Genomic DNA, 25216 nt, shown 5'->3' with positions numbered 1-25216 from the left:
CACACCACCGCACGTTTCGTGCTGGCGTTCCCTTCGAGTTGACCGACAGAAGTCAGTGAATCTCGCGTTATACCGCCGTGGGATCTCCTATCGATGGGCGTGTTCAGCTCGTCTTCTTCATCCACTGTGCGACCTGTTGGCTATACGTGTCGTACACGGAGAGGCCCGTTTGGAGGGTTTCATACACCTCGTCGTAGTTGACATGCCCGTACTCGTGTGCGAGCACGTTCCGAAAGCCGATCGCGGCGACGAGCGTCCCGGCCGTCTCTTCGTCGATGACTCCCTCACGAGCAAGGACTCGAATCGCGCCTTTGGACGTCGTTCCGTCGAATCCGAACTCGCGTGAGGCGACGTGTTGAGCGAGATCAGCACACGCTTGAATCGCGTTCTCGAACATCCGCTCGACGGCGCGTCGTTCGGTCGTACTCGAGAGGAACTCCCGACGAGAAAGCGTCTCCCGTTTCGCGTTGAGCTCGCCGTGGTACCGTTCGATCTGCTCGAGTTTGACCGAGACGACCCGTTCGTCAACCACGCAATCCGTCCTCCGCTATCCGATCGATGACCGCTCGCTGGCGACGGCGAAGCGTCTCACGCTGCTCGTCGAACCTCGCTTCGGTGTCCGTCTTGAACCGCTCGAAGACCCCTTCATCGCCACAGAGGAGTTCGCCGTTCACCGCGTCGTGTGCGACGTCCAGCGGGAGCGATTCGATATCGGACACGTCGACGAACGGGCGATCCTCGCCTTGGAGGTCGCCCGACAGGAAACACCGTTTCTCGAATCGCTCTCGCTCGGAGAGGTCCGCCCTGAACTTGACGGCGATATCGAGATCGGACGAGCACGTCGGCGTCCCCGAGAGCCGTGACCCGAAGGCGACGGCGAAGACGATGTCCGGATCGGCGCAGACGACCTCCTCGAGAGCGGAGCGTACCTGCGACCGATGGGCATCCGGTTCCATGCGTGAGAACACGCCGTATCGTCACAAAAGAATTCCGCCGATGCGGTTCGTTTCGATACGATGCGTCCCACCTCGGGATCCGGACGGCCACGCTTTCCCCGTTGTCCCGTCCCGCCTCGTTCGTCCCGTGAGCGTCCGCCTCGCGGTAGGGCGCACAGACGCGTTCGACGCCCTCCCGGAAGTCGATCTCGGGCTCCCAGCCGGTGGCCTCGTGGAATTTGGAGGCGTCGGCCACCGTGTCATGGATGGAGCCGTCGAAGGGGCACTCGATGTACTCCGGGTCGATGTCGTCGTCACCGGTTTTGCCCGGCACTCAGGCGTTCGCCTTGCTCCGTCCCGATACGGTCGTGAGCGGGAGGTCCGCGTCGATCTCGTCGTACCACACCACCGGGCGTTTCGCACTGCCGTTTTCCTCGAGTTCGATGAGGCCGTAGTCGGCGAGCTCGTTCACGTTGTCGAGGACGTCCGGCGGGTTTCGATCGACGAGGCGTGCGAGTTCACGGATGCTCTCCGGCTCGTGTTCAACGATGGCCTCTAAGAGTTCGAGGTTGGTTGACCGGAAGACGCGGCCGAACGTCTCGAGGTTCTCGATTGACAGCGTCGTCTCGCCGGGTTCGACGTCCTCGCCGGCGTCGATCGCTTCGAGCCGTTCCTCGAGGTCGCTACGATCCGGAGACTCGATCCGGACGTGGAGTGTTCGGGTCATGATGTGGGGGTGGAGTCGTGATCGTTTGTCAGTCACCGTACTCGAGAGGCGTCACCAGTCGGCACGTTTCGATGCCGGCAGTGTCGCCCGCCACGCGCGGAAGATCTCGGCAAGTCCGGGGTAGTCGATCTCGAACGTTTCCGACCCCAGATGGAGTTCATGGACGCTGCGGTACACGTGTGCTGAGGGAGGGCGTCCCGATAAGTGTTAGGGAGAAGCCTAACACAAACTCCGCTGAGTTTCTCGAATGTATCCAGAATAGCTCTCGTCGTCGACGTACTGTGCGTCAGACTCGACGACGTCCGTGATCTCGCCGCACTGGTTGGTGTCACAGACGCCGTAGCGGTCGATAATTTCCTCTTTCAGATAGCCGACGACGACGATGAAGTCGTCCGCGCCGAAACCGATCAGCTGACCGAAGCAGTGGGTGATGAGGCGTTTCCCCTCGATTTCGACCATCCCTGGGCTTGTCGTCCGTGAAAGTCCGGAGACGCGTACCTTTGCCGGCCGCGAGTACGACTGCTTTCATGTCCGAACGATTCAATTCCAATCAAAAAGAAGGATTCTGCCTTCGCGGATCGAGTGGTCGTATTGTTCAATAGATTAGACGTGCTCGCACAGCTGAAGTTGGTAAGTTCACGCTATACTGAGACCTATGTAATCCACGGAAAGCATTTACCGTGGCCCCTGGTACGAACTGACATGAGTATTCGAGCGTTAGTCGGAAAGCCACACATTCGGTGACACGGTCCGTGCGACCGCCCTTCCGGGGCCGTAGCGGGCTGTACTCCGGTGTGTGTATCCCATGAACGACGACGAACTCCTCCGTCGAGAACTGCGCGGTGCTCGCGAAGAACTCGTCCGCAAACGCACACGACAGTCGGACGACCAACCATCATCGGAGGGCCATCTTCCGTTGATGCCGGAGCGGGATGAGGCGTTCCTTCGTCTCGCCCTGATGAGCGTCGAAGACCTCGAAACGCACATTGATCGACTCGAACGCGATCTCGTCGACCTCGAAGACGGCATCGACCGACCGGATGTGGAGCTCGAATGAGCGCGTCGAACACACATGAAGCTCACTGAAAACACGATCTACCGACACGACGAACTCGGAGACGTATTGGTACTCGGTGTCCACCACATCTTCGAAACGTACGATCCGGACACAGGAGACGGCCGGCTCCGATCGAGAGTCGTCCGCTACACTGCGGAGTGGGACGATTACGGTCCGATGCCCTCGAGTGTCCGTACCACTTCTGTTGATGAGTTTCGAACGGTCGTTGGCGACCCCATTCGAACGTGGGAAGGAGTTGAGTGGTCACCGAACGGTGATTCTTGACCTTTCACACCATTCTACCATTGACCGATGAAAGTCTACCGCTCGTCGCCAAGCGGTGTGTCACAGAACTCCGAAAGATGGAGACCAATGCCGAACTGAACGACGCCGACCCGACGAATATCTGGCGTCATCTCTCGTAGGTATTCGAACTTTCGTGTGGGACACGCCTGATGTATCCGTCTCACTCAACGGCGTCTTGGTTATCGAGGCCGGCGGCACGCTCTACTGGACCGTCACAAAAGCTGGGGATCTTACTGTTGAATCGCGTTTTCGAACATCCGTTCAACGGCACGTTGCTCGGTTCTACTCGAGGAGAACTCTCGGCGAGAAAGCATCTCCCGTTTCGTGTTGAGTTCGCCGTGGTACCGTTCGATCTACTCGAGTTTGACCGCAACGACCCGTTCGTCAACCACGCAATCCGTCCTCCGCTATCCGATCGATGACCGCCCGCTGGCGACGGCGAAGCGTCTCACGCTGCTCGTCGAATTTCGCTTCGGTATCCGTCTTGAACCGCTCGAAGGTCCCTTCATCGCCACAGAGGAGTTCGCCGTTCACCGCGTCGTGTGCGACGTCCAGCGGGAGCGATTCGATATCGGACACGTCGATGAACGGGCGATCCTCGCCTTGGAGGTCGCCCGACAGGAAACACCGCTTCTCGAATCGCTCTCGCTCGGAGAGGTCCGCCCCGAACTTGACGGCGATATCGAGATCGGACGCGCGCGTCGGCGTCCCCGAGAGCTGTGACCCTCGGTCCGGATGTAACGCTCGTCTTGCCCGAGGGCGTGGATGAGGCGCGATGGTGCCGCACTCCTGCTGATATCCACGAGCTCCTCGTCGACGGCACGGTCGTTGCATCGGAGCCCGCTGCGGCGAGTGTCGACACCTACGAGTACGACCTCCCGCGGGTCCGCAAACACGGGTCGTCGTATGTCCTCGAGTCATCGAACGGCGATGTCATTCGCGAACAGCCGACGAAGCGTGCCGCAATCGGCGACCGGACGAAAGTGCGAAAGCCCTTCCCGCTGACCCACTGGCACTTTTTGTTGAATACGACGGTCCACTACCAGTCGGGGAATGACTTCATCGAGTACGACTTCACTCCCTCGTGGGCAACTCAGTACCGAAACAGCCACGCACGACGCTACGAAGCAGCTGTCAAATCGTTCCTCGAGCAGGTGACTGTCGAATCACCGGGCGACTCGATCTCGATGACGCTGCTTCGATCGCGGTTTCTCGAGTGGTACCGAGCCCAGACCGACCTCAAGGAGCCGAGCGAGACGTGGTTCGGGCGGGCAGTCAACGCCTGCTCTGACTCATTTGAGGTCGACGACTCGGACACCCACAACAAGCGGCTCGAGGACAGACAGCTCGTCTTCAGCGAGGAGGTGTACTCGCCGGACTTAGCGTTCATCGATGGTGATGACGTAGACGACGAGTGAGGGGTCGAGGAAACCACAACCCTCCGTTGCTCAGGCGTGGTATCCTCCTCGCGGTGAACTGTGAGGCTTCCCACGTGGAATACCAGTCAGCCTAGGCGCGGCAGTGACGAGTTCGGAACGGTAGCGAATGCTGATGTGAACGGTGCGGAGAACATTCGACAGAACGTACCTCCGAGTCTTGCCTCAGATAGGGGAGATAGGCGTACCAGTTGGTTGGCACAGCTATCGACGTATCTGTTTGATACGGAAACTGGCGTATTCGCGCCTCAAGAACAGGTCACGCCGTAAACCACAATATCCCAACGGCAGTCGGGAATCCTCGCGCTTCAGCGTGGGGAAGATGTCAACCGAACCTGGTCTCATCTTCCTGTGTTGGTAGCCTTGTATACGGCCAGTCTCAACTATTGTATTGGGGTGGCTATTCTGACCTAATAGTATTCATTTACTTATAACAAATGAATGTATATGGGTATATAGGACTGGAATATACATTTTCAACCGCTAAATTCATCATCTTGGCGCACGCTGAGTCAAACATACATGCAGCGGAGTGAATTGAATTCGAAGGCACCCGGCGACCTCGTTCCATACGGTCGGCAACCGTACTACAAGCCCGATCCGCTGCCACCATCTCGAGAACTCGCCCTCGGCGACGATTTCTACGAGACACTCGCCGACGCAACGTTCTGGCTCGGCAAGCTCAGTGGCATCAGTCTCGAATTAGACTTTCCGCCTGTTCTCTATACGTCTCTCCTCCGCAAGGAAGCGATGGAATCTGCCGAGATCGAAGGGGCAGACATCAACTATGACGCACTCTACAGCCTTGAGACGCGCACCTTCGACGCAGGACAAGCGGAGTTCGAGAGCACTACAGGAGACGAGACCAAAGACACGCGCGAAGTCCTCAACTACGAAGCCGCCATCAGGGACGGTATCGAAGCGCTCGACCACGAATCAGCGCTGACTGTCGGCCTCCTCCACGAGTTCCACGAGACGTTGCTCACCGGTGTTCCGGATAATAGAGTCGACACCAACACTATCGGCGCGTACAAGACACAACCGAACCACCTCGGTGACTTTCTCCCACCCGTCCCACGTGTCGTCGAAGATCTCATGGATACACTCTTCACGTACTATCGAACCGGCGGCAGCTACCACCCGCTCGTTGACATCGCACTTTTTCACTACCAATTCGAGACGATTCACCCCTATGGCGACGGCAACGGCCGGCTCGGTCGGCTCCTCATCACCCTCCAACTCTACGACCACGATTATCTCGAACGCCCGAACCTCTATCTCAGTGAGTACTTCAACCGTAACAAGGACACGTACGTTGAGCGAATGGAAGGTATCCGATACGACGGCAACTGGGAAGCGTGGCTCTCGTTTTTCATCGAAGGTATCGCTCGGCAAGCCCACGAATCCGTCGACAGGACCCTCTCGCTCGCCACCCTCCGGCGCCAGTATGAAGCTGAGTACGGCGGCATCCAGTATACAAAACACAAGCTCGCGTGTAACCTTTTTGAGCAACCGTACGTCACGAGCAAAACGGTCCAACGCCTCTACGATGTCGAACAACCGACTGCCTCCCGCGCAATCAACCAACTCGTTGAGGAAGGCATCCTCGAAGAGGTGACCGGTAACGGCCGGAACAAAGAGTACCGCGCTCGCGAGATCTTCGACATTCTCGAACAGCCACCACAGACGTACTGAGTACCGCTAGCACCGCTCATTCTGGCGTCGGCGTCGTGGTCATGGGCGTCGACGGACGTGCTCTATAAGGGGTTGTTTTCACCATAGAACTGGCTGAATACGCTGGGAGTAGATCTGCGTAGTTAGTATCAATCGTCGTCAGCTTTGTACGCGCCACTGCGGTGCTCGATAGTGTAGATATCCAAGACATGGTCGCCGTGGTCACACTCGGCACCGAGTCGAAACTGGCCGATTCGGAGTTTCGAGTAGGGTGCACCAGTGAGTGGTTCGAGGTAATCGTCGGGGTCACGCCACTGGTCGGTCACAATCTCGTCGAGTTTGTCGGTGATGCGGTCTTGTGCGTGCTCGTCGAGATCGTCATAGGTTCGCTTTGCCGGCGTGCGGAACTGCCAACTCCACTCGTCGTCACTCATCGTCGCCAACGATGTCTTCGCGGGTGAACGTCTCGCTCTCTCCCGTCCGACGTGCGTGTTCAACGGCAGCGATTTCTTTCCAGCTTTCGCGCGTCAAGTCCGGGTGACGAACCGCATCACGGAGGGCATCCCGAATAAACTCGCTACGGCTGTTGTATCCCTCTTCTTGCCACGTCGCATCGATGTCTTCGAGAAACGTCTCCGTCAACCGAATATTGATGTTTGTCTTCCCTGGCTCGCCAGATGACGTATCTGTATTCGACATACTCACGTGTTACGTTGGCCCGGACAAGAGCCTTTGGGTAATCGGGTCTGCTCTTGGCGACCCGTGGGTATCCACCGTCACTCCATACCCATCTGCCTGTCTCCTCTACATCGACTGCACGCTGAACCCACTGTACTGAACGATCGAGGTGTGAGATAATGGTGTAGCAACCATTCTATGACACCCTGGTATTTGCGAACTCCTGATCAAAAGCGATCCGAGAGAGGATTTCTCGGCAATCCTCTCTCGTGTACTTCCCACACGGTTTGACGCCGAATTCGAGCTCTGAAAACAGCACCGTCGACGCAGCACGGCAGACCTGTTTCGCCTCAGCTGTCTGGACCATCTGGTGACCAACACAGCCCAGCGTGAAGAGCCTCAGTCAGGCTCGGCAACTACTGTGAAGAGCGAGCTTCCGCTTGCTATTGTACTTTTTCCACGAGCGCAGCTACCGCCTGGTCAACAAGGTCGCTGTCAATACGGCCCTGCCAGAAATCGATATCTTCGTGACCAATCGATTGGACGGCCCATGGAACGATCCGACTTTCATCTGGTGTTCCACCACGAACCCAACTCGTCTCTGGAATCTCGATCAGTCCATCCATCCAAGATTTCGATGTCAACGATAGCGTGATATACTGGTCGCCGTGGAACGGACGGCCTTCGTGGTTCGAGAGAATGAGCCAGGGCCGAGTGTCTTCCTCACCGTTGAACGGATCATCACCAAAGACGATGTCGCCACGTTCGAAAATTGGTGCCTTTTCGTCGGTCACTGTTCGTCCTCGACACTTGGGTGAGATTCATCAGGTGCATGCTCGCGCCACGTCTCTTTGTTCTCCACACCTAGTTGATCGTTGAACAGGGCGGTCGCCCGCTCGTACCCGCTGTATCCTTCGAGGCGCTCTGTGTCATCAGTCACCGCCCAGTACGTCGCTTTGTGTTCGACCAGACTACGATCTTTCAACCGTGAGAGTGCGGTGCTGACCGCCCCCTCGTCGACACCGATCTGGGAGGCGATTTCGCGTGCCTTGAATGCTCGATCTTCGTTTGTAGCGAGAAATCCGAGAACCTGATCCGGGATCGAAAGGCCCGCAAGCTCTTCTTTGCTCGTGTTTTCGAAGGTATCTCGATCAATCGACATCGTTGGATAGGAATACGGTATCTTCTGTAAAAAGCGTTCGGCGTGAAAGCCACGAAAATACTGAAAGCTTCGAAGAAGACCGTTATCCGAACTCGTAGTCAGTGTCGTGACTTCTCCCACGACTAAAGTCGTGGGCTTCCCTCACCGAGGGTTAAGCCCACATCGTCTGGGGAGTTCGCAGGTTCCATCTCACCGTTGGTTCCCTTGAGTACGACCTGCGTTTCGGGCTGAGCCACAACAGCCCCCACCGTCGATAGCGGACTCTGAATGTTCTTACCGACGGCTCGTTTCGCAATGTTCGACGCACCATTCTTGTCAGCGTTGTCTTCCAACCCGCAGCTCTCACACTCTAACCGTCCTTGCACCTCACGATTCGTGTCCTCTGATCCACACCGCCAGCACGTCACCGACGTATCGTGCTCCTCCACGGGGAGGCACTCTCGACCGTCAAGATGGGACTTATACGTGAGGATGTTCGCCATCTTCGCGTATGGCATCTTGTGGGTCTTGTCGTTCACGTACCGACCCTTGTCGTTATCGAAACGCAACCCCGTCATATCACCGAACACGATAACGGCGTTGCGTTCCCGAGCACGAGCGACGAGTTCGTTTGCCACTTGATGTAGCTCGTGTTCGACCGTCCGCGATTCCTTGTCACCGAGACGCTCGATGACCTGCGCCCCCGAGCGAACTTTTGCTTTCCCGATGCTCTTGCGGAGTTGCTTGTAGTGTTCGCGGACACAACGGACTTCTGCGCCGTGGAACTGCGTGTCGCGATCGGAGAGGAACGTGCTGACGGCGATCCACTTTGCTCCCATATCGACGGCAAGTACGTCATCATATTCGTCTGCGACGGCCACAGACCGGTTGTAGACGAGGTGAACGTACCACTCACCGTCTCGATAGACGAGCTCCGAGTCACCGATGTACTCGTCTCGGAGTAGGTGCGTGTCCTTCTTGGGCACCTGAACGGGTACCCAGACGCTATCCCCGCGCTCTTTCTCTGGGTTGTAGACAGGGAGTTTGAACCACCACGACGACAGAACGGTATCCTCGTCGTGTTCGATGGTGATGCAGTCGTTGCGAAGGACGACGGGTTGATCGGTGTCCTCGCGTGGGTTCTTGTTCGACCGGACTTTGCCCGCCTGTTGCTTGGTGGCGGAGTAGAGGTTCGCGTCGTCGTCACCGTGAACGGCACCTTGGAACGCGGAGTATTCGCGCTCGACGAGTCGGGTTTTCCGCTCGGTGAGCGAGTGGAGTTTGACCCGTACCGTGGTGGTGACATCTCGATGCATCGTTATTGTCCAGTCTGTGCTTCGATGTACTCCTCGATGGTTTCACTCGACACTTCGCCCGCGCTGGAGACGAAGTATGAGCGCGTCCACAGCGATGGGAGGCCGAAGTCGAACTCTTCACGGAGGTTCCGCGAGGTGTAGCCTTTGACCTGTTGGATGATTTTGTTTGGGGCGAGTTTGGGGTTGCCCGTGATGAACAGGTGTACGTGGTCGGGCTGGACTGCCAGTCGGAGAATGTCGAGGTCGAGTTCGTCGGCTTTCTCCTCGATTAGTTGTTCGAGGAGGTCGGCAACCTCCCCGGTCAGCACCGGTTTGCGGTACTTCGGGCACCACACGAAGTGGTAGTGGAGATTATGAACCGACGTTCGCTTTCGACTGTACCCGCGTGGCATACGATTAGATAGAAGTCATCTATATTATATGTTACGATTCTATCAACCCTCGGTCAGCTATCGAGGATGGTTTGTGTCGTGTGTGTTCGGATTCATCCCACGACTGAAGTCGCGGGCTTTCTCCTCGTTCTTGTGTAAATGGTTTGTACTACTGTGTGGCGATTCATCTCTTCCCTACTCGACCGTGGAAGGAGAGGCATTCTCGCCATTATCAAAACGCAATTGCCAGCGCAAGACTAAGGTATTACGACAAGTATTACTACGTATGAGTAAGGCTACTCGTGTCACAGAGAAGGGCCAGGCGACGATCCCGCACGAACTCCGCGAGAAGTACGACCTAAAGCCCGGTGACGAGGTCGTCTGGATGGACACCGATGAGGGGATCGTGGTGAAAAAGCGTACTCGTACCGGCGGACGCGGGATGCTCGTTCCTGACGACACCTCGGATGCGAAGCGTGAGGAGATCGCCGAAGAGTTGGGCCAGCGTGTCCGAGATCGCCGCGATCGGAACTACGAGGACGCCTGAGATGGCAGCATACACTGCTGACGCCGTCTCGCTACTAGTCTATCTCGTTGACGCGCTCCCGCGAGAGGCTGACCAGGTGTTCGCCGAAGCTGAAGCTGGGGAAACGGTCATCGAGACACCGAGTACGGCGATCGCTGAAGTACTGTACTCTGTTTCCCGCGATAAGGATGTCAGGGGCGTCTCCCTCACGGGGACGCCAGAGGACGCCCGTCAGGCGTTGGTTGGAAACGGGCCGATCTCGGTTGCGCCCGTCGGTGATGCGGAGCTGGCAGCATACGCCCAACTGCTTGGTGAGTTCAGCATCCACGACGGCCTGATTGTCGCTAGTCATCGGGCACAGGAGACTAATGCGATCCTCACGACTGACGGTGTTATCGGCGACGCCGGTTACAACACGATCTGGGACTGACGGTTCTCTTCTGTGGTTATCTGACTCTTCCTAGAGTTGAAGCCATGGGCTTCCCCTCCTTGTTCTTCTGTGACCGAACGCGTTCTATCCGAGGTTGTAGTCAGTACTGTGAGCGTTGACGTACTCGTCGTTGCCTTTTCTGTCTGGCACGTAACACGGGCCCTTCCCACTAGCGAAGAATACCGGCGCCTCGATGTCGAGATCACTCCGTCGGTCCAACAGCGGCGGAACGGCATCCCGGAGTTCGCTCACACGAGGCTCTCGTCGGGTGCGGAACGTTCCCCGTGGCGGTCGGTGTTCGGTCAGTGGTGGGAGCGATTCCTTGGTGAGGTCGTCGATGGTGACGATCCGCACGTCGAGTCGTTGGGCGAGAGACCACGCAGAAGTGGTCACGAAATATGGGCAATAGTTATCTCAGGGTAGCCTTCCAAGTCGGCTACCCAAAGAGTTTTCATATCATACAATTAATTGCGTATTATGAAAAGTACGAGCGTGCTCCTCGATTTTCCATTCCCAGAGGAGCGGGTCTTCCGCTATCAGGCTATGCAAGATATTCTCCACCATCTCGTGAACAACCCATTCGAGGAGTTCACACAGCAGGAACTCGCGTCAATCACGGGCGCAGATATCTCGTCTGTTTCGCGCTCACTTACACTGCTTAAGAAACTCGGTGTGATTGCTGTGAGTGACCACAGACCTGCTCGAATTTCGATCGATACCGATCATCTTCAGCGACCAGATCCGGTTTTTCTAATACCACAGTCGAAGTTCCGTAAACCAGTCAGCGCCTATCTCGACGAGCTTGAGACCCGTGTTCAAGAAAGCGAAGAGATCGACGAACTCGTTGGGACCATTCTCTTCGGCAGTGTCGCTCGCGGAACAGCAGACCGTCGAAGTGATATTGACCTTCTTGTCATCGTTGATGGAGATCTCACCTACGGACGGCGAATCTGTACCTCTCTCGCACGTGAAATCGAAGACAAATCGTTCGACAGTCATCGGTACGAGTTCGAGGTTCTCGTTGAGACGCCAGAAACTGCTGTTTCACACGGCACTGAACTCACAGATCTTTTTGATGAAGGGCTAGTGCTCACCACGTCTCCCCAACTTCAGGAGCTACGGCAAGAAATCTATATCCAGTCTCCCGGGGGTGCGTAGAGATGCCGATCGATCACGACGACATCGAACCGCTGTTGTCGGACGCACAGGACGCCTTCCGGCGTGGTGGGCAAATCTCTGAAGAGGGATTGGATGTTTCCAGTGCCGATCTCATCCAACTCCGGAAAGCGTGTCGACTACTTTCTGGGGCAGAACAATTGTGTGAAGACGGATACTATACGCTCACAATCGAAGCTGCGTTCACCTCGATCGAACGCACACTATTGTTCTGGTTGATCACAGAGGGCCACCACGATCCGTCCCGGCCACCACAGTCGCACACGACCGCAATCAATCGAAGCGCAGATGTCGGCTTCATCACCGAAGAGGTTGCGACAGAACTCGAAGATCTTTGGAACGAAAATCGCGCTCATACGTACTATCAGGACGGGATGGCGACAAAAGAACGGGCGAATGCGATGCTTGCGCTTGCGGGGGATATCCACACTCAGATTCTCAACCTCGTTGGACAATCCCATGAGTGTCTCTGTACGTGAAAAATGAAAGACAAGGAATTCGAGAGGTAGTTGTAGCCTCTAGCGCCTATTGTTACCCGAAGTCGTACTCGCTGTCGTAGGTGTCGACGTACTCGTCGTTGCCCGTCCGATCCGGCACGTAACACGGACCCTTCCCACTAGCGAAGAATACCGGCGCCTCGATGTCGAGATCACTCCGTCGGTCCAACAGCGGCGGAACGGCATCCCGGAGTTCGCTCACGCACGGCTCGCGTCGGGTGCGGAACGTTCCCCGTGGTGGTCGATGTTCGGTCAGTGGAGGGAGCGACTCCTTGGTGAGGTCGTCGATGGTGACGATTCGGACATCGAGCAGTTGAGCGAGATACCACGCTGGAGTGGTCACACCCCATGCCACGACGAGCACGGGCATTGCGCGAGCGAGTGCGGCCCGGTGGGAGATGGATGCTACCGCGCTGCGTCCGACAAGGGCAGTATGCCAGTCTTTACACTCGGCGACGATGAAGTCGTCCGGGTCGCCACGCAGGGGATTTCGTCGTCCGACGACGTCGGTCTCGAGCCCGAAGATGTACTCATTGCGGGCGGTGAGGTATCCCCACGCTTCGAGTGCGTCTGCGAACTTTGTTTCGAGCCACCGTCCGTTCGTGGGGTCGTGATCGACGGGAGGTTCCTCGTCGGTGTCGCCTACGCCGGGAATCTGCTGGAGGTCCTCAGGGAGGTCACTCATCTGTGGCGCCCTCCTGTTGGGCTATTTGGGCTGTGTCTTCGAGGGCGGTCGCGATCGATTGTGCCTCTTCAGGTGTGAGATCCGCATACGTCGTCCCCCAGGGCCCGCCGAAGCTGAGCGTGATGACGGAATCATCGAGTTCGTCTTGGCTCACCTGGATGGAGCCCTCCTGTTGTGTGACGGGGCGATCGCGTGTGACGTTTGTTTCGAGGTCGATCGTGGGAGATGTCATTGCGTCTCACCCCTTCGGTTCGGGTGGAACGTCGGTGTCGTCGGTGGTTCTGGCGTCTGGTGTGGATCTGGTGGTGTGGGTTCGTTGGGCTGTGCGTCGTGGTGGTCGGATCGTCGATGCGTCTTCACTGGAAGCGTGGTGTCTTTAGGCATGGTCTGAGTCGGTGTGAACAGGTCCGTATAGGCGTGGGCGGTGCGTTGTCGCGTCCACGCGTCGGGATGACTGCTCACGATGCGGTGGGATGGATTCGGCTGTCGATGCGCCAACAGCGGCGTTGGTGTCTTTGTCATGCCTGCCGGCGGCGTGGCTGCGCGTTCGTGATCCGTTGTCCATCGGCGGTGGCCATCCACCTGGACGGGTTGTACTCGTTTGAGCTCGCGAACATCGCTAATGCGGCGGTCATAGCTGCTCGCGGAGATGCCAGCGCTCTCGATCAGCTCGGAGCGGCCAAGTGGCTGATCCACTCTGAGAAGCGTGGCGTACAGTTTGGTGGCTGTCGGCGTGAGGTCGGGCCGAAAGCGCTCGGGCGGGAGGGTGGCCGCTGCGCGTTCAACCTCGGCAGGCGTCGGGGTTTGTGACTCGTTCAGCGCGTAGAGGAGGCTCTCCACGATGTCGTACGGACAACTACTCCATGAGGTGTCCGACGGGCCGAACGAGCGCAGACACAGTCGCACGAGCCGCTGTCGCTCGTGTGGTGTCCACTGGACATCGTGGGTCATCGCGATCTCGTCGATCACCCGCCGGATGGCGGGGTAGGTCGTTCCGTCGATGACGGGAATCTCGAGAGGTGGTGCTTGTTCGGTTCCCTCAGCGATCGGTTTTCGCACTTCGGCGAGTTCTGTCGAGAGGGCCGTGGTGATCTGATCGGAGAGCGCGGTGACGGTCGGACCGTCAAGCACCCACGACATGGTGAGACTCATCCGTGTGTTGGGGTCGATGTCGTAGGGGAGTCGCCGGCACAGCTTTGCGGGCCGCTCTTCGAACAGCATGCGGTAGCCTGAGTGAATCCCGTAGACGGACTGTTTGGGGGCCGTCTTGGCGAGGAACTCACAGAGGTCGTGGAGTTGGGTGGTGTTGCGTGCGAGTGCGTCTGTATCTGGAAGCCTGATGGTGGTCGTGAGATCGATACCGGCTGCGTGATACAGCTGGCTCGCCGAGGCGATCAGTCCGTGGAGATCTTCGAATAGATTGCTTCGGGCGGCTGTGTCGTCGCTGCCTGAGAGTTTGGCGACTTGTGCGAGGAGCCGATCTCGAACTGTTGTTATTCGCTCTCGCCACGCGCCGTAGGTGGTTTCTGAGTTGCTGTACCAGCCCACCTGGTGGCCACGACGCAGGATACGGGCGGCATCGTGATCGGGCTCCTCGTGGAGTGTGTCGAACTCGCAGCCGAGCCGTGAGGGGGTGAGAATTTTCGAGAGGGCTTTGTCACTGAGTAAGGCTCCCGCGAGACGTCCCAGGGTGGCGAGGGGGCCACCCCACTGGAGCACGACGAGGGTTTCATCGTTGGTGTGGCTGAGGTACGCGACGCGGCCGTCTTCGAACGGGTGTGGTTGGTCGTCGACGAGCGTGATGGCGTCGTCATGGGCGACGATGCTGAATCGCTCGTGGAGGTGGGATGGGGAGTTCGCAGGGGTATTGAGCCACTGGACGTACTCCGCATCTCCCTCTGGATCGCCGGTTGCCGCCACCCACTCGTCGGTTGTGGGTGTCTCTCCTCCCGTCCCGCGGGGCGACACTGTACTTGTAGATTCCTGAGGGGTCCCAGTAAGACGCCCATCGAGCCGGCGCTGATCCGGGTGGACGAGCTCGTTGTTGTCGTCGAGACACTGCTGGACGGTCAGCTGTCCCAGGTCGGTGAGTTGGACGGTGTTGTGCTGGCCACGACGGTCGATCGTGGCCAGTCCGCGTGTTTCGAGATCGAGGACATATCTGCTAATGGTACCGTCGGCGACATCGATCGTGTGATCGTTGGTAAGATCACGGTAGGTCCGGGCGTACTCTGTCTTGAGATTCCCGAGGACGCGGCGTTTCCCAGGTTCGGTGTCGAGATCACGGACGGCCTCCCACGCGGTCTCGACAGTCTGGGTGGCGTGGTCGGTGTGGGGGGACCGATCCCGGCTGGCAGTAAGATTGAGGTGACACTCGGTCCAGTTGGGATAGCGCTTCGAGAGGTGTCGTTGGACTGTCGGGGAGGCGACGAGTCTGACGTCGAATCCGTCGGCGAGCACGGCGATCGCCGCGAGTGCGCGGACGCCCGTGCGGCGGTCTGTGAGGTTGGTCCACGCGTCGCCATCCAACAGGAGTGTGAGGACGGTGGGTTTGGAATCGAGTTCGCGATGGAGTGCGACCGGCCCTTTCGCGAGCGCGCCGAGGTCGGCGTTGACTGGACCGCGCCCCGTACCGATGGTGGTGACCGTGTCGGTTAGATCTGCGTGTCGCTGTTGGTGGTACGGACTGAGTGTACTGCTGTCTCTGTCTCTGTAGGTGAGCGCAAGGGCCGTGATCGCGCGAGTGTATGCGACGGCTTCAGCGACGTCGTCGGTCCATGGTTCCTCCGTGGTTTGCCACGCAGGCAGGGTTTCTGCGAGGATCTGAGAGCTCGTGTGCCACGGATCGGTGGTGGCCTGATCGCTGATGGTCCGTTCGGTGTGTGGCCGGAGTTCGGCGAGGAGGTCTGGTATCCACTCGGTCAACCGGGGAGAGACCGCTGGACAGATGATTCCTCTGGTGGAAATGTCCGTGTTGTGGCTGACGAGCCGGACCCCTCGCTTGCGGGCCGCAGGCTGGCGTGTTCGCATAGACGATCACCGTAGAGTGACGGAGTGGGTCACATGCGCCAGCATCACTCCGACTCCTCGCGTGGGGAGCCACCATCGGAACGGACGTGTTCCTGTATGGCGGTGAGAAGCGGCGTTGGCCCCTGCTGTGTTGGCTGGGTTGGATCTCGTGGTGTTGAGGCGTCCGGGTGGACGTGTGGTTCGGCGGTCGTCGTGAGACTCGTGACGACCGCAGTTGGATCGAGGAGAACGAACGTTGTGGATTGCGTTCGGGTGTTTGAACACGTCCCGATGTGGCCTGTGAGGACGTACTCGCGAACACCGCGGGTGAAGACGGTCGGGTGTTCGTGAATATCTGCTCCGCACATGATGTAGCCGATTGCGTACGCGGGTTCGCCGGCCGCGCGGTAGGCGTAGGCCGTGATATCGTCGCCTTCGTTGAGCGGTTGTCCGCAGACTTGGCAGGCTGGATGGTGGGTGTCGAGAGAGATGCGTGTAAGTTGATGGAGATCTGCGGTTTGTGGATCGCTGGTGGGCCGCGTCATTTGTGGCCTCCCTCAGCGGTGCGAGTACCGGCTTGCCACGCTTGCCGCGCGGAGAGTGCGCGGCGGGCCGACTCGGTCAGTCGGTATTCGGTCGTGTCGTGGGTGTGTTTGGTGACGAGGTTGCGTTCGATGAGTTCCTCGATGGTGTCAGAGACTCGGGTTTGGTCGATTCCGTCGGTGTAGTAGTTGGTGAGTACGTGGTGGAGTGGGCCGGTCTCGCTGGGGCCAGTCTGAGAGAGTACCCAGAGCAGGTCGCGGTGGGTGGCTGAGAGATCGGCAAGCGAGATGGCGTTGCTCTCGGTGGGGCTAGACATTGTGGCCCTCCACGGTGTCCTCGTCGACGCTACATGTCGTAGCGCACGTGCTACAGAGTTGGCTGTCGAAGGCAGCGTCGTAGCCGTCGGCTGAGTTGGGACAAAGTTGACAGCCGGAGCTGTTACCGTTCGATCCGTCAGTCGTCTCGCAGGGCTTAAGCCCCGCAGTTGCCAGCATTAGCATGGTTCTGTGTTGCGGCACAGAACCCGTCCCGGCTGGGTGCTAGTACACCGTGGCCGGGGTTTCTACACTTTCTCACGAGCCGAGGGTTCGTCACTGGGCTCTGTTGTTTCCAATAATACCGCTTGTAACTTATAAGTTCGGATCGTGTTTAACAGAAGAGAATGTTCTGAATAATACTATCCGAACTGATTACACACACTGCGATAGAAGTGGTAACTATGTTGCGGCACTCGGGAAATTGGATGACCCTGGTTGATGATCGGATTTTAGAATATCTCCATGAGAACGAAGCTGCGTCGCCCACAGAAATGATGAAAGGTGGTCCAATCAAATTCAGTCGAGCATACATCGGTAGACGATGTAAAAAACTGAAAGAGGAGGGCTTACTCCGAGAAATTAGTGATGCAACGTATGTGATTACGGAAGATGGAGAGGCATATCTCAAAGGCCATCTAGATACTGAAGATTGGCGGTATATTGACGAAGAAACTGGTAGGGACGCCCATGATGATTCGACTGAAGACGCTGTTTCTGACCGCTGAATGGTAGCTTCCAAGATATAGGTGACATATTCCAAATTGGCAGATCGAACTTAACCAACAGTGAATCCATTTGGAGGTGGTTGTTGGTTAATATCATTCTGTTTGACTCGGCTCTTGAAAGCGAACTTCTGTGGATCAGATCCACTCATCAACGTAGACTATGGGGCCACCGACGAACGTCGTGCCGCCTCCGCGGCAGCGCGACCGTGGCGCGCCTCGACGCGCCGCATCTCCTCGGGATTTCGGTGGTAGTACGCGAGCGCTTCGTACACCTCACCGACGTCGAGTCCGTGACGATCCGCGACCTGTTGGGGCCGAAGCTCGGCCTCCTCGATGAGCGCATGGAGCTGTCGAACCGTCACTCGACTCCCCTCGAGATGGGGCTCGTCATGGATCTTCGACTCGTCGCCGGAGACGATCCGGTACTTCGTCACTGCCATGTGACTGCGTATGCGTGCCGACAATAAAAATACGAGCATGGAACTCGTTCTCCGAACGAGAGACACCTCGGGTCGCGTCCCATTAGTTCGTCCCGGGCGCGTCGGCCTCGCGGTAGGGCGCACGGACGCGCTCGACGCCCTCCCGGAACTGGCGTTCGCGCTCACAGAGCGTGATTTGACGTGCGCAACCGACAGAGCGGCGAGATTCAAACCATGACTGACGAAAGGTTCAAGGTAGTATATTGAAAAGTAGTACTATAATGAGTACAACTAACGGAGGTCGAATCGTGAGCCTGAGTCAGAAAGGTCAGGCGACGATCCCCAAAGAACTCCGGGAGAAGCACGGAATCGAACCGGGAAGCAGGGTCCGCATCCACGAAAACGAGCAGGGAGAGATCGTCGTCGAACCACTCCCCAGCCTCCAAGACTTCCGTGGAGCAGCAACCACGGCAGAGCGCGGGACGGCCATCCTTCGTGAGGAGCGGGAGGTCGACGAGGAGCGAAGTCAACGCCTCGAGCGAGACGACTGATGGATCACGTCGTGTTCGATGCGGAACCGCTGATCGCCTATTACTGGGACGAGCCCGGGAGTGATGCCGTCGAAGCAGTCATCGACCGCGTAGAAGACGGCCGGCTGAAGGGGTCAGTGAATACGGTGACGTGTACCGAAGTGCGATACGTATGCGGACGAGACGACCCGCAGACGGCGCAGGCATACGTAACTCGGATTCGAAACTGGTGCGATGTCGTTACCGCCGAAGACGTCTGGGAATCGGCCGCCGATCACAAACGCGACTACAACGTCGCACTCGGAGACGCCTTCACGCTAGCCACAGCAGCGATGGAGGGGGCGACAGCCTACACGGGTGCTGACGACGATTTCGACGACGTCGACGTGACCGTGAAGCGATTTCGTGAAGACGGTGTGTGAGCGGCTCAGCGATCCTTGATGTGTGTACTCTGACCGAAACGGTTTTCTAATACAATCAACTACATACGAATACACAATGCCAATACTCCTCAAGGACCACGACCCCGAACTCGCCCTTCGACCGGGGACCACGAAGTCGGATATCGTGAAATACCTCTATCAACACCCCGAGTGGGGATACTCTCCCAAAGACGTCACGGAGGCCCTCGACATCCCTCGGGGAACCGCCACGACCACGCTCAAACGTCTCTACGACGACGACTATCTGGGGAAGACCGATGACGGCTACTACCACGCCCTCGGTGACCGTGAAGATATCCGGCGGTACGTCTCCAGTCTCGACCAAACACATCGGCTGTTCGGTCACCACCGCGACGAGGAGACCACTCCCGAGACCCCCGAGAAACGGATCGGTGACGGTCGGACTGATGAGGAACTCGATGCGGAGCTGGACGCGCTAGAGAACGAGATGGACGGATTGGATGAGTAAGCTCTCAGCAGGAGACGTTTGCTGGGCACGGGATCCGACGGGTGCCCACCCCCAGAGACCGGTCGTCGTGCTCGCTCACGAGACACACCCGTTCAGTGCCACCGATTGTACCGTGATGTGTGTCGGAACGAGCGCCGGAGCGTACCAGCAAACCACACCGGAGCTCACAGACGAGCATCTCGACGGCATCTCCTTCACCGACACGTCGTACCTGATGGCGTGGGCACTATACACGATCGCCCCCGGGACGATCATGAATGGAAATACGAAAGGCGAACTCACGGAATCGGGGCGAAGACTGCTGAAAAAGTCACTGATCTCTCTCATTCCGTAACCGGCAGTAGACCGAAGGCCACGGAGCAGTTCGAAACTGTTTCGCTTTCTACGTTGTCGCGTCCCGCCTCGTTCGTCCCGGGAGCGTCGGCCTCACGATACGGCGCACGGACGCGTTCGACGCCCTCCGCGAAGTCGATCTCCGTGTGTACGGCAGAGACACATCTCCGATCGCGCCACCTTAGGGATCTCCTCGTCGAATGTGAGCATTGACCGTCCATCAGCAACACTTCTCACGAGTACGTACCCTATCCTCGAGTATGATGAACTGGGAGAGCGAGCGAGACATGGCGAAAGACGTCGAGGAACACGCCGAGTTATACGACGCTCTCGCGGACGACGACGACGACGAGGACGCGGAGTAACTCAGCAGTATTCGTCTGAAAGCTCATCGGTGACTACTGTTAGGAAAGTCAAGGAGAAAGCCTCGCGCTTGAGTGAGGGGAGGATGTCAATCGTATGGAACGGCTGGGTATTCGTTATCCGCGGCAAAACACTCTTAGACCCATATATCCCAATATATGACATGGTCAAAACCATCCGGGTCTCGGAGGAGTATCACGAGTGGCTGAACGCCCACAAGAAGGACGACGAGACGATGGAGGAGACGTTGCGCCGGATGACGCGCGGACCACATCCCGACGACGTCGCCGGGCTCCTGACCGAACGGGAGGCCGAGGCGGCTAAGGAGGCGGTCAACCGTCTCCGCGAGGGTGACCGTGACCGCCTCGATGCCGCCCGCAGCACCTTCGACAGCGGGACGACGAGCGAATGATCATCGACTCCTCGTACCTCTTCGATCTGATGGCGGCGGACCCGGACGCGTTCTCCAAGGGCGCTGAACTCGTCGAGAACGGCGAGATGCAGTGGCTCCCGACGCCGGTGGTCGCCGAGGCGTACTACGGTGTCGCCACGGTACGTAGCGATACAACCACCCAGGAGGTCCGAAACCGCCTCCTTGGATATCCGCGCATCGACGTCGACGAAGAGATCGCGCGGACGGCCGGAGAACTCCTCGCGAAGGCGGACGATCGTGTCGGCGGGGACACCGGCGTCGGAGCGAACGACGGGTACATCGCCGCGATGGCGGCCGTCCTCGATGACGCAGTCCTGACGGATAACGTGGCTGACTTCGAAGCGTTAGGTGTGTCGGTCGAGACCTACTGAATCCTCAGGCGGTCACAAGACGAACACACGCTCGCTTTCGAACGCGATTCACGGGATGGACGCATGACCGAGACCACGGAGTAGCTCGAAACGGCCCGCTTTCCGCATCAGTCGCGTCCCGCTTTCCCCGCCGGTCGCGCCCCGCTAGTTCGTCTCGAGAGCGTCAGCCTCGCGGTAGGGCGCACAGACGCGTTCGACGCCCTCCCGGAAGCCGATCTCAGGCTCCCAGCCGGTGGCCTCGCGGAACTTGGAGGCGTCGGCCATGGTGTCGTGGACGTAGCCGTCGAAGGGGCACTCGATGTAGACGGGGTCGATATCGGTGCCGAGCGCGTCGTTGATGAGGTCGACCATCTCGTTGAAGGAGTACGCCTCCTCGGTGCCGACGTTGTAGACGCCGGTGAGCTCCTCGTCGGCGGCGAGCTCGCAGGCGCGGGCGACGTCCGCGACGTGGGTGAAGTCGCGCGTCTGGCTGCCGTCGCCAAACAGCTCGGGGGCCTCGCCGCGGGCGATCGCGTCCGCGAACTGCGCGACCGTGTTGGCGTACTCGCCTTTGTGTTCCTCGTTGCCGGCGAAGCCCTGGTAGACGGAGAAGAAGCGCAGTCCCGCCATGTTCATGTCGTGGTGGTTGGCGTAGTACTCGGCGTAGCGCTCGCGGGCGAGCTTGGAGGCCTCGTAGGCGGTGTGCGCCTCGACGGCCATGCTTTCGGGCGAGGGCTCGGTGCGACTGCCGTAGATAGAGGAGGTGGTGGCGTAGACGACGGTCTCACAGCCCTGCTCGCGGGCGCGCTCAACCGTGTTGATGAAGCCCTCGACGTTGACGCGGCAGCCGCGCTGGGGGTCCGCCTCGTACATGTTGCGCGAGGAGAGCGCGGCGAGGTGGAAGACGACGTCGACGTCGGCGGGGTAGTCGTCCTCGAGGACCGAGGCCTCGACGAATTTCACCGCTTCGTCGAGGTTGTCCGGGTCGCCGAGGTACGTGTCGTCGACGGCGATCACGTCGTTGTCCGCCGCGAGGCAGTTCGCGAGGTTCGAGCCGATGAAGCCCGCGCCGCCCGTCACGAGGACGCGTTTGTCGTTCATGTCCGGTCATCGAGCAGAATTCGCATTACGTCTTCGGTGTCGGACGACGGATCGGGTTCGAGCAGTGCGGATCGGTACGTTTGTTTGCGGGCGTTCGGTAGGGGGGCGTAATGCAAATCCTCCGGGTCGCGTCGTGGATCTATCCCGATACGAAGGGCGGGGGGGGGCTACCACGTTCACGCGATGTCGAGAGACCAGGCCGCGATGGGTCACGACGTGACCGTTCTCACGACGCGGGTGGACGAAGTGACGCTTTCCAATTTCGACGAAGGAAGACCAGTCGAGCCGAACGAACCCTCATGCTGTACTTCTAGCCATGTCTGACCGACAGTTCTCGGTTCTGATCGCGACGTACGAGGGCGACGATCTTGATGACCTGTCGCGAGCCCTCCAGAGCGTGATCGATCAGACGGTACGACCCGACGAGATCGTCGTGGTCGCTGACGGACCACTGACTGCCGAACTCGAAGCGACTCTCGACGACTTCGAGTCGGCACATCCGGATCTGTTCAGTCGAACGGCTCTTTCAACGAACCAGGGATTAGGAGCTGCGCTGAACCACGGCGTCGAGACGTGTTCTCACGAGTGGATCGCCCGGATGGATTCCGACGACCTCGCGGTGGAAGACCGGTTCGAACAGCAGCTCGATTATTTGGGTGATAATCCGGAGACAGACGTTCTCGGCGGGTACATAGGGGAATTTGATCGAGATCCGGACGATCTAAATCAGATTCGAGAAGTGCCAACTACCTGTGAAGACATCGCTTCTATGGGTCGATTTCGATGCCCAATGAACCATCCAAGCGTGATGTTCCGCCGGAGTGCTGTGATTGAAGCAGGAAACTATCGGTCGCTACGGTCGATGCAAGATTACGAGTTGTGGATGCGTATGCTGTCTCAGGGGTATACGTTGGAGAACGTTCCCACCGTACTGGTCAAGTGCCATGCCGGCGATGATCTCTATTACCGCCGTGGGGGTATTTCATACGCGAAACTCGATTATGCGGTCCAGAAGCGGTTGTTACAAATGGGCTCGATAACTTTTCACAGATTCATGCTTAATCTCCTCATTCGTCTTCCTATAAGATTGCTTCCAGCCTGTATCCGTGGAGTGCTGTACAAACAAGTACTTCGGAATTGACACTCCCTGTTGATCTGTTAAATCAAACAATATTATAGATATAGTCGATAGTGATGGTCGATTTTAATCAATATTGTGTTTCTAATTATTAAATTTAATGTATTGTTCAAAGAAGAATACCGACAAAGTCATTTTGATCCCAACTATCTGTCTAGATAATGAATTGGAAAAAGATATTAGTATCTAGTAAGAGAATATATATAAATCAAGGAATAATAAGTTTATTAAAAAAATCTCCGTCATTTTTAGAAAAAGAATTATCGTATATGATCGTGAAAATATTATGCGAAAACACTTCCTTTAGTCGTGTGAGTAGTATTGAACGTAATTCTCACAAATTTTGGTATTTGAAAGAAAATTCCCATGATATCCACATGGCTGAAATAGACGAATTCATGGAAACGAAACTATGTGGTGAGTCTATCAGACGTAGAAATTTTAAATTCGAAGATCCCTTTGTTACAGTAGAAGATGATGTGATGGTTAGAGGTTCACAACCAATCGCATTCACTAGCGAGGGTGATGTCATTAAAGATGTACACTGTTTTGCTCACGGATCTCAAGGTCTAGTATATAAGCGACTGGGTGAGTATTTATCTGATCTCCCCCAAGAATTCATAACTACAACACATAATCGCTTGGATCATATTTCCGATAATAGTAGCGATCCAAAAAGGATAGATACCGGAGCGATATTGAATTATGAATATAGTAACTATTACATCTGGCTAGTACAGGAAATACTGAAACTAAGAGGAATAAAATATTATGAAAACATATCAAACAATTCAGTAGATTTAATCTTGCCTGAATCAATTCCAGATTACGTGGATGAATTATTGAATATTTTAGGATATCCACAGCGGAATAGATATTATTGGAATAGAGAGCCATTAAATGTGAAAAATTTTGTAGTAACTTCCTATCCAGAGCCAACAAAAAATCAATTATCCTGGCTGAAAGAATCTGTCATTAACAATATTGAGACTTCTGAATTTGCGGAGAATTGGATATATGTATCTAGACAAAAAACAGAGAAAGGGAGGAAAGTCCGTAATTATAGTGAATTTTCCGAAGTTTTGTCAAAATATGGGATAGATATTGTCTATTGTGAAGAAATGTCTGTAGAAGAACAAGTAGTATTATTCAATTCTATTGATGGAGTTATTTCTCCACATGGAGCAGGCTTAACAAATATCATTTGGGGGAATGATTTGACTGTTATAGAACTATTTAATGATGTTATTCAAGGTCCCTTTTATATTATATCATACATCCTTGGATATGATTATATTCCATATCAGGGTGACGAGATCGTTAGTATTAAAAGAAAAAAGGATAGGGACATATTCGTTGATATCGAAAAATTTGATTCTTTAATGAATGAGTATTTTCAACTTAAATAATTTTTCGGCGCAATTAAGATTCGATTGAAGGATGAAGCGGTCAAAAGATCGAGTGGTCAATGCTCAGTTTCGACCTCCTCAGCAGCGATTGCGGTTGTATTGAGTTAAATTCTCTGGAGCGAGAGGCGAGTCGGCGATGAAGGTCGGTCGGTATCCGATCCATTTAGCAGGATTCTCACTTTCGGTTACCGTCTCGATTCTTGAGAAGTTGAGTGCTGATCGGCATCCAATCACCGTTCATCGGTGGTTACAGAAGGCCTATCTACAGCCGACAGATCGTACCGATCCAACTCACATCGCGGTTGATGAAACCGTGATTCAGCTCAATTCTGAGCGATATTGGCTGTACGCTGCCGTCAATCCCGACATAAACGCCTGCTCCATGTTCAGCTCCGTCCGACGAGAACCAACATGGTTTCCTCGATGTTTCTCTCTGAACTGCCTGAGAAATATCTGATCGACGGCGTGGTCTTTCTCGTCGACGGTGCTCCGTGGTTGCAGGCGGCCTGCCACCGTCATGGGCTCCGATTCAAACATGTCATACATGGGAATCGGAATGCCGTCGAACGTATCTTTCGTGAAGTAAAACGACGAACAAACCAATTCTCAAATACGTTTAGTCACGTCGAGCCGAGTACCGAAAAATTGATTACAAGCGTTCGGCTTCGCATAGAACCAG

General features: G+C 56.6%; 35 protein-coding genes and 5 pseudogenes. 20 read left to right on the top strand and 20 right to left on the bottom strand.

The annotated features are described in order from the left end of the window. Nucleotides 1-103: 103 nt before the first annotated feature. From hepT to F3H10_RS05695, 5 genes and pseudogenes are all read right to left on the bottom strand, one after another. A complete protein-coding gene (gene hepT, locus F3H10_RS05715) occupies nucleotides 104-532 on the bottom strand; it encodes a type VII toxin-antitoxin system HepT family RNase toxin (protein WP_149783842.1) in 429 nt (142 codons plus the stop codon). Then, nucleotides 525-956, bottom strand: a complete 432-nt coding sequence (locus tag F3H10_RS05710) for a nucleotidyltransferase domain-containing protein (protein WP_149783841.1) — start codon at nucleotides 954-956, stop codon at nucleotides 525-527. Before F3H10_RS05710 ends, hepT begins: the two co-directional genes overlap by 8 nt. A 142-nt stretch (nucleotides 957-1098) precedes the next feature. Then, nucleotides 1099-1245: pseudogene (locus tag F3H10_RS16270) on the bottom strand (NAD-dependent epimerase/dehydratase family protein); the annotation flags it as partial. A gap of 24 nt (nucleotides 1246-1269) precedes the next feature. After that, nucleotides 1270-1662 (bottom strand): HVO_A0114 family putative DNA-binding protein, encoded by a 393-nt coding sequence (locus F3H10_RS05700; RefSeq protein ID WP_149783840.1) that lies wholly within the window; start codon nucleotides 1660-1662, stop codon nucleotides 1270-1272. Between the two features lie 336 nt (nucleotides 1663-1998). Beyond that, nucleotides 1999-2191: pseudogene (locus tag F3H10_RS05695) on the bottom strand (sugar phosphate nucleotidyltransferase); the annotation flags it as partial. A gap of 276 nt (nucleotides 2192-2467) precedes the next feature. Here F3H10_RS05695 and F3H10_RS05690 point away from each other — a divergent pair. Further along, nucleotides 2468-2719: a hypothetical protein gene (locus tag F3H10_RS05690; RefSeq protein WP_149783839.1), complete on the top strand. Its 252-nt coding sequence runs from the start codon at nucleotides 2468-2470 to the stop codon at nucleotides 2717-2719. A 15-nt stretch (nucleotides 2720-2734) separates the two neighbouring features. After that, the gene (locus F3H10_RS05685) at nucleotides 2735-3004 is read left to right on the top strand and encodes a hypothetical protein (protein ID WP_149783838.1); all 270 of its coding nucleotides are present in this window, start codon (nucleotides 2735-2737) and stop codon (nucleotides 3002-3004) included. 405 nt (nucleotides 3005-3409) lie between these two features. On the opposite strand, the gene F3H10_RS16550 is transcribed toward F3H10_RS05685, so the two are convergent. Next, nucleotides 3410-3802, bottom strand: coding sequence for a nucleotidyltransferase domain-containing protein (locus F3H10_RS16550; protein ID WP_149783862.1), 393 nt, complete (start codon nucleotides 3800-3802; stop codon nucleotides 3410-3412). Here F3H10_RS16550 and F3H10_RS15985 point away from each other — a divergent pair. From F3H10_RS15985 to F3H10_RS05660, 3 genes and pseudogenes are all read left to right on the top strand, one after another. After that, nucleotides 3745-4443, top strand: coding sequence for a hypothetical protein (locus tag F3H10_RS15985; protein WP_188127877.1), 699 nt, complete (start codon nucleotides 3745-3747; stop codon nucleotides 4441-4443). The genes F3H10_RS16550 and F3H10_RS15985 overlap by 58 nt on opposite strands. Before the next feature lie 105 nt (nucleotides 4444-4548). Continuing rightward, nucleotides 4549-4731: pseudogene (locus tag F3H10_RS16260) on the top strand (RNA-guided endonuclease TnpB family protein); the annotation flags it as partial. Nucleotides 4732-4983: 252 nt separating this feature from the next. Beyond that, on the top strand, nucleotides 4984-6156 hold the full coding sequence (locus F3H10_RS05660) for a Fic family protein (protein WP_149783836.1): 1173 nt from the start codon (nucleotides 4984-4986) through the stop codon (nucleotides 6154-6156). 128 nt (nucleotides 6157-6284) lie between these two features. On the opposite strand, the gene F3H10_RS05655 is transcribed toward F3H10_RS05660, so the two are convergent. The 6 genes from F3H10_RS05655 to tnpA all read right to left on the bottom strand — a co-directional run bounded on the left by F3H10_RS05655 (nucleotide 6285) and on the right by tnpA (nucleotide 9662). Beyond that, a complete protein-coding gene (locus tag F3H10_RS05655; RefSeq protein ID WP_149783835.1) occupies nucleotides 6285-6569 on the bottom strand; it encodes a type II toxin-antitoxin system RelE family toxin in 285 nt (94 codons plus the stop codon). Continuing rightward, entirely contained in the window at nucleotides 6562-6834 is a 273-nt protein-coding gene (locus F3H10_RS05650; protein ID WP_188127873.1) for a ribbon-helix-helix domain-containing protein, read from the bottom strand. Before F3H10_RS05650 ends, F3H10_RS05655 begins: the two co-directional genes overlap by 8 nt. Nucleotides 6835-7256: 422 nt before the next feature. Next, nucleotides 7257-7607: a type II toxin-antitoxin system PemK/MazF family toxin gene (locus F3H10_RS05640; protein ID WP_149783833.1), complete on the bottom strand. Its 351-nt coding sequence runs from the start codon at nucleotides 7605-7607 to the stop codon at nucleotides 7257-7259. Then, on the bottom strand, nucleotides 7604-7975 hold the full coding sequence (locus tag F3H10_RS05635; RefSeq protein WP_149783832.1) for a MarR family transcriptional regulator: 372 nt from the start codon (nucleotides 7973-7975) through the stop codon (nucleotides 7604-7606). The genes F3H10_RS05640 and F3H10_RS05635 overlap by 4 nt, the downstream gene beginning before the upstream one ends. Before the next feature lie 122 nt (nucleotides 7976-8097). After that, nucleotides 8098-9270 (bottom strand): RNA-guided endonuclease InsQ/TnpB family protein, encoded by a 1173-nt coding sequence (locus F3H10_RS05630; RefSeq protein ID WP_149783831.1) that lies wholly within the window; start codon nucleotides 9268-9270, stop codon nucleotides 8098-8100. Between the two features lie 2 nt (nucleotides 9271-9272). Further along, complete coding sequence (tnpA, locus tag F3H10_RS05625; protein WP_149783830.1) at nucleotides 9273-9662, bottom strand: IS200/IS605 family transposase; 390 nt, start codon at nucleotides 9660-9662, stop codon at nucleotides 9273-9275. Between the two features lie 265 nt (nucleotides 9663-9927). Between tnpA and F3H10_RS05620 the strand changes: the two genes are divergently transcribed. Together F3H10_RS05620 and F3H10_RS05615 are read left to right on the top strand one after the other, a co-directional pair. After that, the gene (locus tag F3H10_RS05620; RefSeq protein WP_149783829.1) at nucleotides 9928-10188 is read left to right on the top strand and encodes an AbrB/MazE/SpoVT family DNA-binding domain-containing protein; all 261 of its coding nucleotides are present in this window, start codon (nucleotides 9928-9930) and stop codon (nucleotides 10186-10188) included. A gap of 1 nt (nucleotide 10189) precedes the next feature. Next, a complete protein-coding gene (locus tag F3H10_RS05615; RefSeq protein WP_149783828.1) occupies nucleotides 10190-10597 on the top strand; it encodes a hypothetical protein in 408 nt (135 codons plus the stop codon). A gap of 84 nt (nucleotides 10598-10681) precedes the next feature. Here the strand turns inward: F3H10_RS05615 and F3H10_RS15980 are convergent, their stop codons facing one another. Then, nucleotides 10682-10849 carry a hypothetical protein gene (locus F3H10_RS15980; RefSeq protein WP_188127872.1) on the bottom strand — a complete coding sequence of 56 codons (168 nt, stop codon included), beginning with the start codon at nucleotides 10847-10849 and terminating at the stop codon, nucleotides 10682-10684. Between the two features lie 225 nt (nucleotides 10850-11074). Here F3H10_RS15980 and F3H10_RS05605 point away from each other — a divergent pair, with 225 nt between their 5' ends. Together F3H10_RS05605 and F3H10_RS05600 are read left to right on the top strand one after the other, a co-directional pair. Beyond that, nucleotides 11075-11755: a nucleotidyltransferase domain-containing protein gene (locus tag F3H10_RS05605; RefSeq protein ID WP_149783827.1), complete on the top strand. Its 681-nt coding sequence runs from the start codon at nucleotides 11075-11077 to the stop codon at nucleotides 11753-11755. Nucleotides 11756-11757: 2 nt separating this feature from the next. Next, a complete protein-coding gene (locus tag F3H10_RS05600; RefSeq protein WP_149783826.1) occupies nucleotides 11758-12252 on the top strand; it encodes a hypothetical protein in 495 nt (164 codons plus the stop codon). Nucleotides 12253-12304: 52 nt separating this feature from the next. Here the strand turns inward: F3H10_RS05600 and F3H10_RS05595 are convergent, their stop codons facing one another. From F3H10_RS05595 to F3H10_RS05575, 5 genes are read right to left on the bottom strand one after another with little or no spacing between them, the layout of a single operon-like run. Continuing rightward, nucleotides 12305-12955 carry a hypothetical protein gene (locus tag F3H10_RS05595; protein ID WP_149783825.1) on the bottom strand — a complete coding sequence of 217 codons (651 nt, stop codon included), beginning with the start codon at nucleotides 12953-12955 and terminating at the stop codon, nucleotides 12305-12307. Then, nucleotides 12948-13187, bottom strand: a complete 240-nt coding sequence (locus tag F3H10_RS05590) for a hypothetical protein (protein ID WP_149783824.1) — start codon at nucleotides 13185-13187, stop codon at nucleotides 12948-12950. Before F3H10_RS05590 ends, F3H10_RS05595 begins: the two co-directional genes overlap by 8 nt. Then, nucleotides 13184-15985, bottom strand: a complete 2802-nt coding sequence (locus F3H10_RS05585) for a plasmid replication protein RepH (RefSeq protein WP_149783823.1) — start codon at nucleotides 15983-15985, stop codon at nucleotides 13184-13186. The genes F3H10_RS05590 and F3H10_RS05585 overlap by 4 nt, the downstream gene beginning before the upstream one ends. Before the next feature lie 44 nt (nucleotides 15986-16029). Next, entirely contained in the window at nucleotides 16030-16509 is a 480-nt protein-coding gene (locus F3H10_RS05580) for a hypothetical protein (protein WP_149783822.1), read from the bottom strand. After that, nucleotides 16506-16823 (bottom strand): PadR family transcriptional regulator, encoded by a 318-nt coding sequence (locus tag F3H10_RS05575; RefSeq protein WP_149783821.1) that lies wholly within the window; start codon nucleotides 16821-16823, stop codon nucleotides 16506-16508. Before F3H10_RS05575 ends, F3H10_RS05580 begins: the two co-directional genes overlap by 4 nt. 426 nt (nucleotides 16824-17249) lie before the next feature. Here F3H10_RS05575 and F3H10_RS05570 point away from each other — a divergent pair, with 426 nt between their 5' ends. Continuing rightward, the gene (locus F3H10_RS05570) at nucleotides 17250-17549 is read left to right on the top strand and encodes a winged helix-turn-helix domain-containing protein (RefSeq protein ID WP_223174213.1); all 300 of its coding nucleotides are present in this window, start codon (nucleotides 17250-17252) and stop codon (nucleotides 17547-17549) included. A 158-nt stretch (nucleotides 17550-17707) separates the two neighbouring features. On the opposite strand, the gene F3H10_RS05565 is transcribed toward F3H10_RS05570, so the two are convergent. Next, a complete protein-coding gene (locus F3H10_RS05565; protein WP_149783819.1) occupies nucleotides 17708-17989 on the bottom strand; it encodes a DUF433 domain-containing protein in 282 nt (93 codons plus the stop codon). A 287-nt stretch (nucleotides 17990-18276) separates the two neighbouring features. On the opposite strand from F3H10_RS05565, the gene F3H10_RS05560 reads away from it, so the two are divergent. From F3H10_RS05560 to F3H10_RS05535, 6 genes are all read left to right on the top strand, one after another. Further along, a complete protein-coding gene (locus F3H10_RS05560) occupies nucleotides 18277-18519 on the top strand; it encodes an AbrB/MazE/SpoVT family DNA-binding domain-containing protein (protein WP_223174212.1) in 243 nt (80 codons plus the stop codon). Next, on the top strand, nucleotides 18519-18920 hold the full coding sequence (locus F3H10_RS05555; RefSeq protein ID WP_149783817.1) for a type II toxin-antitoxin system VapC family toxin: 402 nt from the start codon (nucleotides 18519-18521) through the stop codon (nucleotides 18918-18920). Before F3H10_RS05560 ends, F3H10_RS05555 begins: the two co-directional genes overlap by 1 nt. Before the next feature lie 22 nt (nucleotides 18921-18942). Continuing rightward, the gene (locus tag F3H10_RS05550) at nucleotides 18943-19410 is read left to right on the top strand and encodes a MarR family transcriptional regulator (protein ID WP_223174211.1); all 468 of its coding nucleotides are present in this window, start codon (nucleotides 18943-18945) and stop codon (nucleotides 19408-19410) included. Then, complete coding sequence (locus F3H10_RS05545; RefSeq protein ID WP_149783816.1) at nucleotides 19403-19744, top strand: hypothetical protein; 342 nt, start codon at nucleotides 19403-19405, stop codon at nucleotides 19742-19744. The genes F3H10_RS05550 and F3H10_RS05545 overlap by 8 nt, the downstream gene beginning before the upstream one ends. A 525-nt stretch (nucleotides 19745-20269) precedes the next feature. Beyond that, nucleotides 20270-20518, top strand: a complete 249-nt coding sequence (locus tag F3H10_RS05540) for a hypothetical protein (protein ID WP_149783815.1) — start codon at nucleotides 20270-20272, stop codon at nucleotides 20516-20518. A gap of 29 nt (nucleotides 20519-20547) precedes the next feature. Next, complete coding sequence (locus tag F3H10_RS05535) at nucleotides 20548-20910, top strand: PIN domain-containing protein (protein ID WP_262488557.1); 363 nt, start codon at nucleotides 20548-20550, stop codon at nucleotides 20908-20910. Nucleotides 20911-21054: 144 nt separating this feature from the next. Here F3H10_RS05535 and F3H10_RS05530 read toward each other — a convergent pair whose 3' ends face one another. Beyond that, nucleotides 21055-21990, bottom strand: coding sequence for an NAD-dependent epimerase/dehydratase family protein (locus tag F3H10_RS05530; protein WP_149783813.1), 936 nt, complete (start codon nucleotides 21988-21990; stop codon nucleotides 21055-21057). Between the two features lie 110 nt (nucleotides 21991-22100). Here F3H10_RS05530 and F3H10_RS16545 point away from each other — a divergent pair. The 4 genes and pseudogenes from F3H10_RS16545 to F3H10_RS05510 all read left to right on the top strand — a co-directional run. Beyond that, a pseudogene (locus F3H10_RS16545) lies at nucleotides 22101-22236 on the top strand (glycosyltransferase family 1 protein); the annotation flags it as partial. Between the two features lie 70 nt (nucleotides 22237-22306). Next, nucleotides 22307-23131 carry a glycosyltransferase gene (locus tag F3H10_RS05520; RefSeq protein WP_149783812.1) on the top strand — a complete coding sequence of 275 codons (825 nt, stop codon included), beginning with the start codon at nucleotides 22307-22309 and terminating at the stop codon, nucleotides 23129-23131. Nucleotides 23132-23289: 158 nt separating this feature from the next. Next, complete coding sequence (locus F3H10_RS05515; protein WP_149783811.1) at nucleotides 23290-24537, top strand: glycosyltransferase family 61 protein; 1248 nt, start codon at nucleotides 23290-23292, stop codon at nucleotides 24535-24537. Nucleotides 24538-24596: 59 nt separating this feature from the next. Beyond that, nucleotides 24597-25210 (top strand): annotated as a pseudogene (locus F3H10_RS05510) (IS6 family transposase). The last annotated feature ends 6 nt before the right edge of the window (nucleotides 25211-25216 follow it).

It is taken from the genome of Halorubrum aquaticum (assembly GCF_900113615.1).
Classification (GTDB): domain Archaea; phylum Halobacteriota; class Halobacteria; order Halobacteriales; family Haloferacaceae; genus Halorubrum; species Halorubrum aquaticum.
This window is presented reverse-complemented; position numbering and strand designations above follow the sequence as displayed.